Source organism: Nonomuraea sp. CX421, from assembly GCF_059358955.1.
This window is the reverse complement of sequence record NZ_JCADBK010000012.1, coordinates 1-15818: the sequence shown is the minus strand read 5'-3', so window position 1 is coordinate 15818 and position 15818 is coordinate 1. Positions and strand designations below refer to the sequence as shown.

Below are 15818 nucleotides of genomic sequence, written 5' to 3'. Positions count from 1 at the left end.
CGGCGCGATTACGCGCCAGGTAATGAGCTCGGCTATGTCCGGCTCGACCTGGGAGGATTCCCGGGAAATGGGCGCAGCCAAAAGGCCGCCGGACGGATCCGGCGGCCTCGGGGCGGAGTGGGCTAGGAGCCCAGGATCTCCCTGCGCAGATGGGTCTTGAGGATCTTGCCGCCGGGGTTGCGCGGCAGCTCGCCGTCGCGGAACCAGACGTGCACCGGGATCTTGAACTTGGCGATCCGGCCGGCCAGGAACTCCTGCAGCTCGGCGGGGGTGACCGACGCGCCGGGGACGAGGCGGACGACGGCTCCGACCTCCTCGCCGAGCTCGTCGTGCGGCACGCCGATCACCGCCGCGTCGTCCACCGCCGGATGCTCGAACAGCGCCGCCTCGACCTCGGCGCAGTAGACGTTCTCGCCGCCCCTGATCACCATGTCCTTGGCCCGGTCCACGATGTAGACGAAGCCGTCCTCGTCGATCTTGGCCAGGTCGCCGGTGTGCAGCCAGCCGTCGATGAACGTCTGCGCGGTCGCCTCCGGCTTGTTCCAGTAGCCGAGGATCACGTTCGGCCCCCGGACGCATAGTTCGCCCACCTCGCCGGGGGGTAGCTCTGTCCCCATGGGATCGACCACCCGCACGTCGACCACCGCCGAGGGCAGTCCGATGCTGTCGGGCCTGGCGTGGTAGTCGGCGCCGCCGTTGCCGATGGCCAGCGCGGTGGTCTCGGTCATGCCGTAGCCGTTGGACGGCGCCCGGTTGGGAAGGTTCTGGGTGATGCGCTCCAGCAGCTTGGGCGGAGCCGGCGCCCCGCCGTAGCCGAGGGTGGTCAGCGACGACAGGTCGTACTTGCCGAAGTCGGGGTGCGACATGAGCTGCCAGGCGTTGGTCGGCACGCCGATCATCGTGGTGATCCGCTCGCGCTCGATGAAGCGCAGCGCCTGCTCGGGGTCCCACTTGTACATGAGCGCCAGCCCGCCGCCGGTGAACATCGTCGTGGTCAGCCCCGAGAAGCAGCCGGTGACGTGGAACAGCGGCACGGTCAGCAGCGTCACGCGCCGCACGCCGGCCACCTCGCCGGGGTCCCTGCCCGCCATCGCCACCGCGCGCATCAGGCCGTAGGCGACCGTCATCGGCGACTGGCCGAGGTTGCGGTGGCTGCCCAGCGCGCCCTTGGGCTGCCCGGTCGTGCCGGAGGTGTAGAAGATCGTGGCCGGGTCCTCGGGGGACAGGTCGACCTCGGGCAGGGTCACCTCCGCGGCGACCTCGCCCAGCACGTCCTCGAACGCGCGCGCGCCCTCGGGCGCCTCACCTCGGGCCACGATGAGCGGCACGCCCGTCGCCGCCAGCCGGGCGGCCCGCTCGCCGTCGGCGATCAGCACCTTGGCGCCCGAGTCGCCGACGCCATAGGCCAGCTCGGGCTCTGTCCACCATGCGTTGAGAGGGACGGCGACGCCTCCGGCGGCCAGCACGGCCGAGAAGGAGATCACCCATTCGGGGTAGTTGCGCATCGCCACGGCCACCCGGTCGCCCTTGGTGACGCCGTACTCGTCGACCAGCCGGTTGGCCAGGGTGGCGGCGCGGCGGTAGTGCTCCTCGAAGGTGATGTGCTCGTCCTCGTAGATGAGGAAGACCTTGTCGCCGTGGAAGCGGCTCATTTCGAGCAGGGCGCGAAAGTGCCCGGGGGCGTGTTTCCAGGTCCGCACCCCGGTGTCGCCGATCTCTTCGATCTCGAAAAGCTGGCCCGGTCCCGTGAGCTGGGCCTGGACCTCGGCATGAGTGACGGTCATGCGTACAACTCCCGAAGTGGACGGCTGTTGGATAAATCACAGTACCGACCGGCCGGTACGCGCGCTAGAGCGACGTTCCGGGTGCGTGACCATGCAGTGAAGGCCCGATGAGCCCGTCTCGTCGAGCGGACACGCCGGGCTCCCGGCTTGCATACCCATCCTGATCGGTGCATCATCTTCACAAGCAAACTCATAAGTGTGAGTGCATGAACATGCAGGAGGTCGGAATGAGAGCGGCGGTGGCGGGAGCCAGCGGCTACGCGGGAGGCGAGCTGCTCAGACTGCTGCTCGGCCACCCGGAGTTCGAGATCGGCGCGCTCACCGGAGCCTCCAGCGCGGGCAGCCGGCTCGGCGCCCACCAGCCGCACCTGCCCCAGCTCGCCGATCGGGTCATCGAGGACACCACCGCCGAGGCCCTGTCCGGGCACGACGTGGTCTTCCTGGCGTTGCCGCACGGCCACTCCGCCGCGGTCGCGGCCGGGCTCGCGCCGGACGTCGTCGTGGTCGACTGCGGCGCCGACCACCGGCTCGCCGACCCCGCCGCCTGGCAGGAGTTCTACGGCGGCGAGCACGCCGGCACCTGGCCGTACGGCCTGCCGGAGCTGCCCGGCCAGCGCGAGGTGCTGAAGCAGGCCCGCCGCATCGCGGTGCCCGGCTGCTACCCGACCTCCGTCCTCCTCGCCCTGATGCCCGCGTTCGCCGCCGGGCTGGCCGAGCCCGACGTGGTCGTCGTGGCGGCCAGCGGCACCAGCGGCGCCGGCCGGTCGCTCAAGCCCCACCTGCTCGGCAGCGAGGTCATGGGCGCGGTCAGCGCCTACGGCGTCGGCGGGGTCCACCGGCACACGCCCGAGATGGAGCAGGGGCTCTCGGCCGTGGCCGGCACGCCGGTGCGGGTGTCGTTCACCCCGACCCTGGCCCCGATGAGCCGCGGCATCCTCGCCACCTGCACCGCTCCCGCCGTGCCCGGGCTGACCAGGGCGGCCGTCCGCGAGGCGTACGAGAGCGCGCTGGCCACGGAGCCGTTCACGCGGCTGCTGCCCGAGGGTGTCTGGCCCTCCACCGCGATGACCTACGGCGCCAACACCGCCGCCGTGCAGGTGACGCTCGACGAACGCGCCGGGCGCCTGATCGCCGTCATCGCCATCGACAACCTGACCAAGGGCACCGCCGGAGGCGCCGTCCAGAGCACCAACCTCGCCCTCGGCCTGCCGGAAGAGCTCGGCCTCCCCCTGACAGGAGTCTCTCCATGAGCGTTACCGCCCCCCTCGGCTTCAGGGCCGCGGGCATCGCCGCCGGCATCAAGGCCGGCGACGCCCGCGACCTCGCCCTCGTCGTCAACGACGGGCCGAGCCGCGCCGCCGCCGGGGTCTTCACCGCCAACCGGGTGAAGGCCGCTCCGGTGCTGTGGTCACAGCAGGTCCTGCGTGGCGGGAGGGTCCGGGCGGTCGTCCTCAACTCGGGCGGGGCCAACGCCTGCACCGGCGCCGAAGGCTTCCAGGACACCCACGCCACCGCCGAGGAGGCGGCGGGCGCGCTCGGCGACTCGGCGGGCGAGATCGCGGTCTGCTCCACCGGCCTGATCGGCGAGCGGCTGCCGATGGACCTGCTGCTGCCCGGCGTCCGGGTGGCCGCCTCGCAGCTGGCCCGCGACGGCGGCCTGGCGGCGGCCGACGCCATCCGCACCACCGACACGGTGTCCAAGATCTCCTTCAAGCGCGGTGACGCGTACATGGTGGGCGGGATGGCCAAGGGGGCGGGCATGCTGGCGCCGGCCATGGCGACCATGCTGTGCGTGCTCACCACCGACGCCGACCTGACCGCCGAGCAGCTCGACACGGTGCTGCGCGCCGCGACCTCCCGCACGTTCGACCGGCTCGACACCGACGGCTGCATGTCGACCAACGACACGGTCCTGCTGCTGGCCAGCGGCGCGTCCGGGGTGACGCCCGATCTCGCGGAGTTCGAGCAGAAGGTCACCGAGGTCTGCGCCGACCTGGCCCGGCAGCTGCTGGTCGACGCCGAGGGCGCCTCCAAGGCCATCGCGATCGAGGTGGTCGGCGCCGCGTCGGAGGACGACGCGGTCAAGGCCGGCCGCGCCGTCGCCCGGTCCAACCTGCTCAAGTGCGCCATCCACGGCGAGGACCCCAACTGGGGCCGCGTGCTGTCCGCCGTCGGCACGACCGACGCGGAGTTCGAGCCCGAGCGGCTCAACGTCGCCATCAACGGCATCTGGGTCTGCCGGGGCGGCGCGGTCGGCGACGACCGGTCGAAGGTCGACATGCGTCCCCGCGACGTGACGATCACCATCGACCTGTCGGCGGGGGCCGCCTCGGCCACCGTCCACACCACGGACCTGACGGCCGACTACGTCCACGAGAACTCGGCGTACTCGTCATGAGGGCCTCCAGCGCGCACACCAAGGCCGGCACGCTGATCGAGGCGCTGCCCTGGCTGGCCCGCTTCCACGGCGCCACCGTCGTCATCAAGTACGGCGGCAACGCGATGACCGAGGAGTCGCTCAAGGAGGGCTTCGCCGAGGACATCGTCTTCCTGCGCTACGCCGGGCTCAGGCCGGTCGTCGTGCACGGCGGCGGGCCCCAGATCAACGAGCACCTCGACAGGCTGGGCATCGAGTCCACGTTCACGGCGGGGCTGCGGGTCACCACGCCCGAGGCCATGCAGGTGGTCCGGATGGTGCTGGTCGGCCAGGTCAATCGCGACGTGGTGGGCCTGATCAACCGGCACGGCCCGTTCGCGGTCGGCATGTCGGGCGAGGACGCCCACCTGTTCACCGCCGAGCGCAAGCACGCGCTGGTCGATGGCGAGCAGGTCGACATCGGCCAGGTGGGCGAGATCGTCAAGGTCGACGCGAGCTCCGTGCGGACCCTGATCGAGCACGGCCGCATCCCCGTCGTCTCCGGCATCGCGCGCGGCGAGGACGGGGAGATCTACAACGTCAACGCCGACACCGCGGCCGCCGCGCTCGCCGTGGCACTCCAGGCGCAGAAGCTGATCGTGCTCACTGACGTCGAGGGCCTGTACGCCAACTGGCCCGCCGACACCGACGTGATCCACCACCTCGACGCCGACGCGCTGGCCGCGTTGATGCCCACCCTGTCCAGCGGCATGGTCCCCAAGATGGAGGCGTGCCTGACCGCGGTCCAGGGCGGGGTCCCAGGGGCGCACGTGATCGACGGCCGGGTGCCCCACTCGCTGCTGCTGGAGATCTTCACCAACGAGGGAATCGGAACCATGGTGACGCCCAATGAGTGACAACAGCGACCTCAAGCACAGGTTCGAACAGGCCTTCATGCCCAACTACGGCGTCCCGCCGGTGGTGCTGGCCCGCGGCGAGGGCACCCGGGTGTGGGACGTCGACGGCCGCCAGTACCTCGACTTCGTCGGCGGCATCGCCGTCAGCTCACTCGGCCACGCCCACCCGGCCCTGGTCGAGGCGGTCTCCCAGCAGGTCGCCACGATCGCCCACACCAGCAACCTGTTCCTGCACGAGCCCGAGGTGCTGCTCGCCGAGCGGCTCCTCGGCCTGCTCGGCGCGCCCGGCCGCGTCTTCCTGGCCAACTCCGGCACCGAGGCCAACGAGGCCGCCTACAAGCTCGCGCTCAAGTACGGCCGCCGCGAGGGGCGGGGCTACTTCGTCGCCGCCGAGAACGGATTCCACGGCCGCACGATCGGCGCGCTGTCGCTGACCGGCAAGCAGTCCATCCGTGACCAGTTCGGCCCCTTCCCGGTAGACGTCCGATTTGTCCCCTACGGCGACGCGGGCGCCCTCAAGGAGGCCGTGTCCGGCGACTGCATCGCGGTCTTCCTGGAGCCGACTCAGGGCGAGGCAGGCGTCGTCCCGCCGCCCGACGGCTACCTCGTGGCGGCTCGCGAGATCTGCGACGCGACCGGCGCGCTGCTGGTCGCCGACGAGATCCAGTCGGCGATCGGCCGCACCGGCCACTGGTTCGCCCACCAGGCGGACGGCTTCCTGCCCGACATCCTCACCCTGGCCAAGGGCCTCGGTGGTGGCCTGCCGATCGGGGCCTGCATCGGCTTCGGCGACGCGGGCACCCTGTTCGACAAGGGCGACCACGGCTCGACGTTCGGCGGCAACCCAGTCGCCTGCGCCGCCGCGCTGGCCGTGCTCGACCACCTCGACCTCGACCACGTCAAGGCGGCCGGCGCCCGGCTCCGCTCCGGCCTGGAGGCGATCGGCCACCCGCTGCTCAAGGGGGTTCGTGGCCGAGGCCTGTGGCTGGCCACCGTGCTGAGCGAGCCGCGCTCGGCCGAGGTCCAGCGAGCCGCCGCCGACGCGGGCTTCCTGGTCAACGCCCTTCAACCGGACGCCGTACGGCTCGCGCCGCCGCTGGTCGTGACGGCCGGCGAGATCGACGCGCTGGTGGCGGCCTTCCCGGCGATCCTCACGGAGGCGGCCCAGTGACCACCAGACACTTCCTGCGCGACGACGACCTCTCGCCCGCCGAGCAGGCCGAGGTGCTCGACCTGGCCGGCGCGATGAAGAAGGACCGCTACGGACACCGCCCCTTCGAGGGGCCGAAGACCGTCGCGGTGCTCTTCGACAAGCCCTCCACCAGGACCAGGGTGTCCTTCGCCGTCGGCGTCGGCGAGCTGGGCGGGCTGCCGCTGATCGTCGACGGCGGATCGTCGCAGCTCGGCCGGGGCGAGTCGATCGAGGACACCGCCCGGGTGCTCGAACGGCAGGTGGCCGCCATCGTCTGGCGCACCGCCGGGCAGGAGCGCGTCGAGGCCATGGCGGCGGGCACCACCGTGCCCGTGGTCAACGCGCTGACCGACGAGTTCCACCCCTGCCAGATCCTGGCCGACCTGCAGACCGTGCGCGAACGCCTCGGCCGGACCGCCGGGTTGACGCTGACCTACCTCGGCGACGGCGCCAACAACATGGCCCACTCCTACCTGCTGGGCTGCGCCACCGCCGGGATGCACGTGCGGATCGGCGCCCCGATCGGCTACCAGCCGGACGCGACCATCCTGGTCCGGGCCGCGGAGATCGCGGCGAGGACCGGCGGCTCGGTGGTGTCGCTGTCCGACCCGGTCGCCGCGATCCGGGGCGCGCACGTCGTCGCCACCGACACCTGGGTGTCCATGGGCCAGGACGGCAAGGACGAGCGGGTGGCGGCCCTGCTGCCGTACCAGGTCTGCTCCGAGCTGATGGAGCACGCCGCGGACGACGCGATCGTGCTTCACTGCCTGCCCGCCTACCGCGGCCACGAGATCACCGCCGAGGTGCTCGACGGCCCGCGCAGCGCGGTGTGGGACCAGGCCGAGAACCGCCTGCACGCCCAGAAGGCACTGCTCCAGTGGCTGGTGACGTCCTCATGACCATCCCCATGACCAAGGTCGCGCGGCAGGCGAAGATCACCGACCTGCTGCAGCGGCAGCCCGTGCGCTCCCAGCCGGAGCTGGCCAAACTGCTCGCCGAGAGCGGCGTGGAGGTCACCCAGGCCACACTGTCGCGTGACCTGGACGAGCTGGGCGCGCTCAAGCTGCGGGCCGAGGACGGCTCGCTCGTCTACGCGCTGCCCGGCGAAGGCGGCGGCCGGATCCCGCTGGCCCGGGTCGGCATCGGCGGCGAGTCGCCGGCCGCCCGGCTGCACCGCATCGCGGAGGAGCTGCTGGTCTCGGCGGACGCCTCGGCCAACCTCGTCATCGTCCGGACCCCGCCGGGAGCCGCGCAGTTCCTCGCCTCCGCCATCGACCACGCCGGTTGGGAGTCGATCCTCGGCACGGTCGCCGGCGACGACACCATTCTCGTCATCAGCCGCGATCCGCAGGGAGGTCCCATGGTCGCCGACGCCCTGCTGAAGGCGGCCGACCGGCGCGCGGCGCAGGAGCTTGGCGGCAGAGAGCGAAACCCGGCGCCGCCGGACGAGGCAACGACAATCTGAACACGCCGGACGGCCGGCCCGCCGCCACGGACTCAGCAAGGGAGATGATGACATGACCGAGAAAGTGGTTCTCGCCTTCTCCGGCGGGCTCGACACGTCCGTCGCCATCCCGTTCCTCGCCGAGAAGATGAACGCCGAGGTGATCGCGGTCGCCGTCGACCTGGGGCAGGGCGGCGAGGACATGGAGGCGATCCAGAAGCGCGCGATGGACTGCGGCGCCGCCGAGTCCGTCGTCGTCGACGCCAAGGAGGAGTTCGCCGCCGACTTCTGCGTGCCGGCCCTGCAGGCCAACGCCCTCTACATGGACCGCTACCCGCTGCTGTCGTCGCTGTCGCGGCCGCTCATCGCCAAGCACCTGGTGACGGCGGCCAAGCGATTCGGCGGCACGGTCGTGTCCCATGGCTGCACCGGCAAGGGCAACGACCAGGTGCGGTTCGAGGCCGGCCTGGCGGCGCTCGCGCCCGACCTGAAGGTCGTCGCCCCGGCCCGCGACTTCGCCTGGACCCGCGACAAGGCGATCGACTTCGCCGAGCGGAAGGGCCTGCCGATCGAGACGACGAAGAAGAACCCGTTCTCGATCGACCAGAACCTGTGGGGCCGGGCCGTCGAGACCGGCTTCCTCGAGGACATCTGGAACGGCCCCACCGAGGACGTCTACTCCTACACCGCCGACCCGTCCGTGCCCCGCGAGCCCGACGAGATCGTCATCACCTTCGAGCGGGGCGTCCCGGTCAAGCTCGACGGCCGGGCGCTCACGCCGTACCAGGTCATCGAGGAGCTCAACCGGCGCGCCGGCGCGCAGGGCGTCGGGCGGATCGACCTGGTCGAGGACCGCCTGGTCGGCATCAAGTCACGTGAGGTGTACGAGGCCCCCGGCGCGATCGCGCTGATCACCGCGCACATGGAGCTGGAGAACGTCACCGTCGAGCGCGACCTGGCCCGCTTCAAGCGCGGCGTCGACCAGCGCTGGAGCGAACTCGTCTACGACGGTCTGTGGTTCTCCCCGCTCAAGAACGCCCTCGACGCGCTCATCGCCGACGCCCAGAGGTACGTCTCCGGCGACATCCGCATGACGCTGCACGGAGGGAAGGCCACGGTCACCGGGCGCCGCTCCGAGGAGTCGCTGTACGACTTCTCCCTGGCCACCTACGACACCGGCGACACATTCGACCAATCCCTGGCCAAAGGCTTCGTCCAGCTGTTCAGCCTGCCGGCCAAGATCGCCGCGGCCCGCGACGCGAAGCGCGGGTGATGTGCACTAAGGTCGCGCCCGGGGACTCGGAGAAGCGAGCGACGCACGACGCCGACGAGCACCGGAGTGGCCGCGACCATGAAAAGCCGACGTGAAGGAGACACTGGTGAGTGATGGCAAGCCGATGAGGCTGTGGGGCGGGCGGTTCGAGGGAGGCCCGGCCGACGCGCTGACGCGGCTGTCGGTGAGCGTGCACTTCGACTGGCGGCTGGTGCCGTACGACCTGGCGGCGTCACGCGCGCACGCCCGCGTGCTGCGCAAGGCGGGGCTGCTCAGCGAGGACGAGCTCGGACGCATGATCGGCGCGCTCGACGACCTGGAGCGCGCCTGCAAGGCGGGCGAGTTCCGGCCGACCGTCGCCGACGAGGACGTGCACACCGCGCTGGAACGCGGCCTGCTGGAGCGGCTCGGCTCGCTCGGCGGCAAGCTGCGCGCCGGACGGAGCCGCAACGACCAGATCGCCACCGATCTCCGCCTCTACCTGCGCGACCACGCCCGCACGATCGTCTCGCGGCTGGTCGAGCTGGAGACGGCGCTGATGGCCCAGGCCGAGCAGCACGCCGACACGGCGGCGCCCGGCATGACGCACCTGCAGCACGCGCAGCCGGTGTCCTTCGGCCACCAGTTGCTCGCGCACGTGCACGCCTTCGCCCGCGACATCGACCGGCTCACCGACTGGGACAAGCGCGCGGCGGTCTCGCCGCTCGGCGCCGGCGCGCTGGCCGGCTCGTCGCTGCCGCTCGACCCGCAGGCGGTGGCCGCCGAGCTGGGCTTCGACAGCGCCGCGCCCAACTCGATGGACGCCGTGGCCGACCGCGACTTCGCGGCGGAGTTCCTGTTCGACGCGGCCCTGATCGGCGTGCACCTGTCGAGGCTCGGTGAGGAGATCGTGCTCTGGGCCTCGCAGGAGTTCCGCTGGATCGAGATGGACGACGCCTACTCCACCGGCTCGTCGATCATGCCGCAGAAGAAGAACCCCGACGTGGCCGAGCTGGCCCGCGGCAAGTCCGGGCGGCTCATCGGCAACCTCATGGCGATGCTCACCACGCTGAAGGGCCTGCCGCTCACCTACAACCGCGACCTGCAGGAGGACAAGGAGCCGGTGTTCGACACCGTCGACACGCTGCTGCTCGTCCTGCCGGCGATGGCCGGCCTGGTCGCGACCATGCGGGTCAACACCGCGCGGCTGCAGGCGTCGGCCCCCGACGGGTTCGCGCTCGCCACCGACCTGGCCGAGCTGCTCGTACGCCGGGGGGTGCCCTTCCGCGACGCGCATGAGGCGGTCGGTCACCTGGTGGTGTGGTGCCAGGTCAACGACAAGGACCTGGGCGACCTGAGCGACGACGAGCTGGTCAAGGTGTCACCGCACCTGACGCCCGACGTCCGCGACGTGCTCAACGTGCCGGGCGCGCTGGCCGCCCGCAAGGCCCACGGCGGCACCGCCCCCGACCGCGTCCGCGACCAGCTCGTGGCACTGCGCGAGGCCGTCGACGCCCAGGCGGCATGGGCGGCGGGCTCCTGAGCTCCGCGCCGCTGCCGCGCGGCTTCTTCGACCGGCCGTCGCCCGAGGTGGCGCCCGACCTGCTCGGGCGCGTGCTCGTGCACGGCCCGGTCGCGGTGCGCCTCACCGAGGTCGAGGCGTACGGCGGCCCCGGCGAGGATCCCGCGGCCCACACCTACCGGGGCAGGACTCCGAGGAACGCGGTCATGTTCGGGCCGCCGGGCCACCTGTACGTGTACTTCACCTACGGCATGCACTTCTGCGCCAACCTGGTGTGCCTGCCGGAGGGGCACGGGTCGGCCGTCCTCTTACGAGCCGGTCAGGTCGTGGCCGGCGCCGACGTGGCCCGCGCCCGCCGGTCCGGTGGTGCCAGGCCCGTGGCCGAACGCGATCTCGCCCGGGGACCGGCCAGGCTGGCGGTGGCGCTCGGCCTGCGGCGCGAGCACAACGGGATCGACGCCGTGGGCGGCGGCCCGGCCGGGAGCGCCGGACGCCTGGCCGGCGGGGCGGTCGTGCTCGACGGCAGCCCGCCCGGCCCCGAAGCGATCAGGTCGGGCCCGCGGACCGGGATCTCGACGGCCAAGGACACGCCCTGGAGATTCTGGATCGACGGCGACCCCACCGTGTCGCCGTACCGCGCTCACGTGCCGCGCCGGCGCAACGCCGCTGCCACCTCGGTGGGGGAGGCGCCGCCCAGGTCGTGAGCGCTGAAGATGTGCAGGCCGTCACCGGTGTCGATCTCCAGCATCTCGCTGCGCACGCCGTACCTCCTGCGTACGTCCACCGTGATCTCCTCGATCTGCTCCCACGGCACGTGCCGCCTGCCGGCGAAGCCGTGCACCACGGTGATGCCGCTCTCGCCGGCCGCCAGGCGTACCGGAACGAGGAGATCGCGCAGCCCCATGCCGCCCAGCAGGACGGCCGCGGGCACGGCGAGGATCACCCCGCGCGGGTCGTCGCCGACGTACCAGAACACGGCGAGACCGGCACAGGCCACAGCCCCTAAGATCTTGAAAACGGCCAGCTCGCGACGGACCCTCCACATGGACCACGAGAGTATCCAAGTAGCGGTCATCAGTCGCGATCAGGCAGGCTGTAACCACTGACGTCTATCGGAAAGCCAGCACCGTGACCGACATTCTGGATGAGCTCGAATGGCGCGACGTCCTCGCGCAGACCACCGACGCCGACGCCCTGCGCAGGGCGCTGTCGGAGGGTCCGATCACGGTCTATGCCGGCTTCGACCCGACCGCCCCGTCGCTGCACATGGGCAACCTCGCCACGCTGCTGATCCTCACCCGGTTCCAGCGGGCCGGCCACCGGCCGATCGGCCTGGTCGGCGGTGCGACCGGCCTGATCGGAGACCCCAGCGGGCGCAGCACCGAACGGGTGCTCAACACCTCCGACGTCGTGGCCGAATGGGTGGCGAAGATCCGGGTCCAGGTGGAGAGGTTCCTCTCCTTCGACCCGGGGCCCACCGCCGCGACGCTGGTCAGCAACCTCGACTGGACGGCGGAGATGTCGGCCATCGACTTCCTGCGCGACATCGGCAAGCACTTCCCGGTCAACCGCATGCTCGCCCGCGAGTCGGTGTCCGCCCGCCTCGGCGGTGACGGGCTGAGCTACACCGAGTTCAGCTACCAGATCCTGCAGGCCAACGACTACCTCGAGCTCTACCGGCGCACCGGCTGCACGCTCCAGGTCGGCGGCAGCGACCAGTGGGGCAACATCACCGCCGGGGTCGACCTGATCCGCCGGGTCGAGGGCGCCCACGTGCACGCCCTCACCGGCAAACTGATCACCAAGGCCGACGGCACCAAGTTCGGCAAGACGGCGGGCGGCGCGGTCTGGCTCGACCCGGCCCTGACCTCGCCCTACGCGTTCTACCAGTACTTCCTCAACTCCGACGACCGCGACGTGATCCGGCTGCTCAAGGTGTTCACCTTCCGCGGCCGCGAGGAGATCGAGGCGCTGGAGAAGGCGGTCGCCGACCGGCCGTTCGCCCGCGTGGCGCAGCGCACCCTGGCCGAGGACCTGACCACGCTCGTGCACGGCGCCGGCGAGCTGGCGGCGGTGGTCGCCGCGTCCAAGGCGTTGTTCGGACAGGGCTCGCTGGAGGAGCTGCCCGCCTCGACGCTGGAGGCGGCGCTGGCCGAGGTCCCGAAGGCTGCCGTGCCCGCGCTCGGCACGCCGTTCGTGGATCTGATGGCCGAGAGCGGCCTGGTGGAGTCCAAGTCGGCGGCCCGGCGGGCGGTCAAGGAGGGCGGCGCCTACCTCAACAATGTGAAGATCACCGACGAGTCGTACGTACCGGTGGCCGACGACCTGCTGCACGGGCGGTTCATGGTTCTGCGGCGCGGCAAGAAGGCGATCGGCGGCGTCGAGGTCGGCTGACGGGCGAGCGGGCCTCTTCCAGGAGTGGAGAGGCCCGCTCAGCACCGGCTCACCTCCGGCTTTCGCGTCGCGCCAGGGTGGGCTCGCGTCCGGCCATCGTGTCGCAGCCGGGTTCGCGCGTTGGTGCTGGGCCTGTGTCAGCGCCTGGCGAACAGCGTCACGGTGAGGCCGGGCAACTCCGCCGAGTGCCAGGACGTGGCCACCGCGAAGCCGGCCTCCTGGACGGCCTTCACCTTCGGCAGCTTCAGGCCCGCCTGCTTGGTGCCGCGCCATACGACCCAGACCCGGCCGCGGTCGGCGAGCGCGTCGCCCACGTCCCGCCGCTCGGGATAGGCGAAGCCCCGGGGGTCGGGCTCGCGGCTCAGGAGGAGCACGTCGTCCGGCATGCCGGGGCTCGCGTAGTAGTCGAAACCCGCCCGGACCGAGCTCTGGCCGAACACGATCGCGTCCCCGGGCCGCGTGTCCACCCTCCGAACCGCGCCGGGAAAGTCCTCGAACCGCCCGTTGAAGTCGCGTACCTCCACCTGCTGCGCGATCCCCGCGGCTCCGGCGCCGACCACCAGCACGCAGCAGGGAACGACTGCCATTCGCGGGACGCTCGCGGCGGCGATGCCCGCCAGCAGCGCCAGGGCGGGCGCGGCGACGAACAGGTAGCGATCGACGTAGACCGGCGTGACGAGGTGGGACACGGCGAGCAACAGCAGCGGCGGCAGCACCAGCCACCCCAGCAGCGCGCCCGCCCACGCCCGGTCACGCAGGAGCACCGCGGCCACCAGTGCCATCACGAACAGCGGCACCCCCACCTCGGCGGCTCCGGCCAGCATCTTGGGGAACTTCAGCAGCACCTCCGGCCCGCGCTGTGAGATCCAGCTGACCGCATGCCGCTCGCCGTACCCGACCAGCCCCAGGACGACCGCCGGAATGCCGCCGAGGGCCATCGCCGGAATCATCCGCGCCAAGGGCATCCGCCCGGTCACGGCTGCCAGCAGCTGCGCGGGCAGCACCAGCACCGCGAACAGATGTGTGCAGCACACCAGCGCCACCGACACTCCGTACAGCACCCAGCCGCGGCCTCGCGCCGCCCGGTGCAGGGCCCAGAACGACAGGACGACCGCCGCCGCCGCGAAGGCGTACGAACGGGCATAGGCCCCGTAGTACGACACCGACGGCAGCAGCGCGAGCACCAGCGCCGCGGTGATCCCCGCCCGGGTGCTGTGCAGCCGCCGGCCGAGATCGCACAGCAGCCACGCGGCCAGCCCGATCGCCAGCGCCGACGGCAACCGGAGCCACAGCTCGGCTGTGCCCACCTTCATCCAGAGGTGCATGAAAAGGTAATAAGGCAAGAAATGTCCGTCGATGTGGCGGGCCAGCTCCCAGAGCCCGGACAGCGACCGGGAAGCGGCGCTGAGCGTCGCCAGCTCATCGCCGTTCAACGAGGCCGAGCCCGAGCCGCTGAGCGCCACAGCCGCCGCCAGCGGTCCCGTCCACCGGTGGCTCCGCCTACGCCTCGATGCGGCCAATGGTGCAGGCGAAGCTGCCGCGACGGTAGTGATCATCGGGGCAGAATACGCGCATAAGCTGCGGGACATGACTGAAGTGATCGTGTTCGACCTGTACGGAGTCATCGCCCAGACCCAGACGGACGATGCGAAACAACGTCTCGTCGACCTCGCCGGGGTGCCGGAGGACAGCTTCTGGCAGGCGTACTGGCTCTGCCGCCCGGCCTACGACGCGGGCCAGGACGGCGTGGCCTACTGGGCCACCGTGGCGGAACGCCTGGGCACCCAGTTCCCCGACGTGTCGGCGCTGATGCAGGCCGATCTCGACAGTTGGTGCCGGGTCGACGACGAGATGGTGTCGCTGGTGTGCGAGCTGGCCGACCAGGGACGCACGCTCGGTCTGCTGTCGAACATCATCGAGGATCTGGTGCCCGTGTGGGAGTCGCGGCACGGCTCGTGGCTGGGACGGTTCGCCTCGCTCACGTACTCGTGCCGGATCGGGGTGGCCAAGCCGGACCGCCGGGCGTACGAGATCTGCGCCGAGCGTATCGGGGTGGACCCCTCCGACGTGCTGTTCTTTGACGACAACGAGGCCAATGTCCTGGCGGCGCGGGAGGCGGGAATGGCGGCGGAGCTGTTCACCTCACCCGCCCAGGTCCGTGCCCTCGCGCTACGAGACTGACTCTTGGCCGTAGCGGCTGGCCGGCGGCTGCGGCAGTCCGAGGCCGCTTCGGACGCAGCTGTGGGGGTTTCCCGCACGCGTCGGTGCGTGGTGTGGAGATCGGTGCGTTCTACGGAAAGCGGCAGGCCCCATGGTGGCCCGTGATGCTTGGGGGCATCACTCGAAGCAGCCGAGACAGTCCAGGGGAGTGACGGCCGCGTGACAGGGGCGCGGAGCGGCCCGTCGGGATGCGGTGGTCATGGCCGAGCGATCGAGGCCGGGGCCTCGTGAGGCCATCTGCGCAGGTGGAGTCGTACGTACGCGGGTCGGCGCGCGCTGGACGCCCGCCGCGATTTGACGACTGGCGGATCGCGACCTACTCTTTCAGTTCGCCCCGGGAGTGAGCCGGACGCCACTGGCGGACGGGCCCCAGGGCAAGCCCCTTGAGAAACGAACCACTCGGTCGAGACGCTCCAACGCGCGTCCAGGCCGATCCGTCGCGGGCACGTCCAGGTCACCGATAAATCGGTTGATTCGACAGGCTCAAGATGGCACGGTAAGTTGAGAGGGTTGCCCCGGAGACGGGGCGCCAAATTCTAGACAGGTTCGATGCGTCTTCTGCAAATCTCCGGATTTGACACAGATGAAGCTCCTGTTAAAGTTAGAAACACGAAGTGAACGCCTCTGAGCGGGCCTGAATGGTTTCGGGTTTGTGAGGGTGTACGCGTCCGTTTCTTGAGAACTCAACAGTGTGTTAAAAGCCAGTGCATGATGCACAACCCCGTCATTTATGTGAC

14 protein-coding genes are annotated in these 15818 nt (G+C 71.1%); 11 read left to right on the top strand and 3 right to left on the bottom strand.

Annotation, left to right across the window (positions count from 1 at the left end; genetic code table 11):
- Window positions 1-122: 122 nt before the first annotated feature.
- Window positions 123-1784 carry a class I adenylate-forming enzyme family protein gene (locus AC5L3X_RS21835; protein WP_494859185.1) on the bottom strand — a complete coding sequence of 554 codons (1662 nt, stop codon included), beginning with the start codon at window positions 1782-1784 and terminating at the stop codon, window positions 123-125.
- A gap of 212 nt (window positions 1785-1996) precedes the next feature.
- On the opposite strand from AC5L3X_RS21835, the gene argC reads away from it, so the two are divergent.
- The 9 genes from argC (at window position 1997) to AC5L3X_RS21790 (ending at window position 11171) form a co-directional block, all read left to right on the top strand.
- On the top strand, window positions 1997-3034 hold the full coding sequence (gene argC, locus AC5L3X_RS21830; protein WP_225263459.1) for an N-acetyl-gamma-glutamyl-phosphate reductase: 1038 nt from the start codon (window positions 1997-1999) through the stop codon (window positions 3032-3034).
- Window positions 3031-4182 (top strand): bifunctional glutamate N-acetyltransferase/amino-acid acetyltransferase ArgJ, encoded by a 1152-nt coding sequence (gene argJ / locus AC5L3X_RS21825; RefSeq protein ID WP_189125695.1) that lies wholly within the window; start codon window positions 3031-3033, stop codon window positions 4180-4182. Before argC ends, argJ begins: the two co-directional genes overlap by 4 nt.
- Window positions 4179-5057, top strand: a complete 879-nt coding sequence (argB, locus tag AC5L3X_RS21820; protein WP_494859183.1) for an acetylglutamate kinase — start codon at window positions 4179-4181, stop codon at window positions 5055-5057. Before argJ ends, argB begins: the two co-directional genes overlap by 4 nt.
- A complete protein-coding gene (locus AC5L3X_RS21815; RefSeq protein ID WP_494859182.1) occupies window positions 5050-6228 on the top strand; it encodes an acetylornithine transaminase in 1179 nt (392 codons plus the stop codon). The genes argB and AC5L3X_RS21815 overlap by 8 nt, the downstream gene beginning before the upstream one ends.
- Window positions 6225-7148: an ornithine carbamoyltransferase gene (gene argF, locus AC5L3X_RS21810; RefSeq protein WP_494859180.1), complete on the top strand. Its 924-nt coding sequence runs from the start codon at window positions 6225-6227 to the stop codon at window positions 7146-7148. Before AC5L3X_RS21815 ends, argF begins: the two co-directional genes overlap by 4 nt.
- Complete coding sequence (locus AC5L3X_RS21805) at window positions 7145-7714, top strand: arginine repressor (protein ID WP_494859179.1); 570 nt, start codon at window positions 7145-7147, stop codon at window positions 7712-7714. The genes argF and AC5L3X_RS21805 overlap by 4 nt, the downstream gene beginning before the upstream one ends.
- A 52-nt stretch (window positions 7715-7766) precedes the next feature.
- On the top strand, window positions 7767-8966 hold the full coding sequence (locus tag AC5L3X_RS21800; protein WP_494859178.1) for an argininosuccinate synthase: 1200 nt from the start codon (window positions 7767-7769) through the stop codon (window positions 8964-8966).
- Window positions 8967-9090: 124 nt separating this feature from the next.
- Entirely contained in the window at window positions 9091-10488 is a 1398-nt protein-coding gene (gene argH, locus AC5L3X_RS21795) for an argininosuccinate lyase (RefSeq protein ID WP_189125846.1), read from the top strand.
- A complete protein-coding gene (locus AC5L3X_RS21790) occupies window positions 10470-11171 on the top strand; it encodes a DNA-3-methyladenine glycosylase (RefSeq protein WP_189125689.1) in 702 nt (233 codons plus the stop codon). The genes argH and AC5L3X_RS21790 overlap by 19 nt, the downstream gene beginning before the upstream one ends.
- Here the strand turns inward: AC5L3X_RS21790 and AC5L3X_RS21785 are convergent.
- Entirely contained in the window at window positions 11108-11464 is a 357-nt protein-coding gene (locus AC5L3X_RS21785) for a PH domain-containing protein (protein WP_494859177.1), read from the bottom strand. The two genes, AC5L3X_RS21790 and AC5L3X_RS21785, sit on opposite strands and share 64 nt — an antisense overlap.
- A 131-nt stretch (window positions 11465-11595) precedes the next feature.
- Here AC5L3X_RS21785 and tyrS point away from each other — a divergent pair, with 131 nt between their 5' ends.
- Entirely contained in the window at window positions 11596-12861 is a 1266-nt protein-coding gene (gene tyrS / locus AC5L3X_RS21780) for a tyrosine--tRNA ligase (RefSeq protein WP_494859176.1), read from the top strand.
- Between the two features lie 137 nt (window positions 12862-12998).
- On the opposite strand, the gene AC5L3X_RS21775 is transcribed toward tyrS, so the two are convergent.
- Window positions 12999-14186, bottom strand: a complete 1188-nt coding sequence (locus tag AC5L3X_RS21775) for a glycosyltransferase family 39 protein (RefSeq protein WP_494859175.1) — start codon at window positions 14184-14186, stop codon at window positions 12999-13001.
- 262 nt (window positions 14187-14448) lie between these two features.
- On the opposite strand from AC5L3X_RS21775, the gene AC5L3X_RS21770 reads away from it, so the two are divergent.
- On the top strand, window positions 14449-15042 hold the full coding sequence (locus tag AC5L3X_RS21770) for an HAD family hydrolase (RefSeq protein WP_494859174.1): 594 nt from the start codon (window positions 14449-14451) through the stop codon (window positions 15040-15042).
- Window positions 15043-15818: the final 776 nt, after the last annotated feature.

Coding starts and splice junctions, on each gene's coding strand:
- argC (WP_225263459.1), top strand. CDS start 1,997: ATGCAGGAGGTCGGAATGAGAGCGGCGGTGGCGGGAGCCAGCGGCTAC.
- AC5L3X_RS21775 (WP_494859175.1), bottom strand. CDS start 14,186: ATGCACCTCTGGATGAAGGTGGGCACAGCCGAGCTGTGGCTCCGGTTG.
- AC5L3X_RS21835 (WP_494859185.1), bottom strand. CDS start 1,784: ATGACCGTCACTCATGCCGAGGTCCAGGCCCAGCTCACGGGACCGGGC.
- AC5L3X_RS21770 (WP_494859174.1), top strand. CDS start 14,449: ATGACTGAAGTGATCGTGTTCGACCTGTACGGAGTCATCGCCCAGACC.
- argB (WP_494859183.1), top strand. CDS start 4,179: ATGAGGGCCTCCAGCGCGCACACCAAGGCCGGCACGCTGATCGAGGCG.
- argJ (WP_189125695.1), top strand. CDS start 3,031: ATGAGCGTTACCGCCCCCCTCGGCTTCAGGGCCGCGGGCATCGCCGCC.
- AC5L3X_RS21790 (WP_189125689.1), top strand. CDS start 10,470: ATGGGCGGCGGGCTCCTGAGCTCCGCGCCGCTGCCGCGCGGCTTCTTC.
- AC5L3X_RS21815 (WP_494859182.1), top strand. CDS start 5,050: ATGAGTGACAACAGCGACCTCAAGCACAGGTTCGAACAGGCCTTCATG.
- argH (WP_189125846.1), top strand. CDS start 9,091: ATGAGGCTGTGGGGCGGGCGGTTCGAGGGAGGCCCGGCCGACGCGCTG.
- AC5L3X_RS21805 (WP_494859179.1), top strand. CDS start 7,145: ATGACCATCCCCATGACCAAGGTCGCGCGGCAGGCGAAGATCACCGAC.
- AC5L3X_RS21800 (WP_494859178.1), top strand. CDS start 7,767: ATGACCGAGAAAGTGGTTCTCGCCTTCTCCGGCGGGCTCGACACGTCC.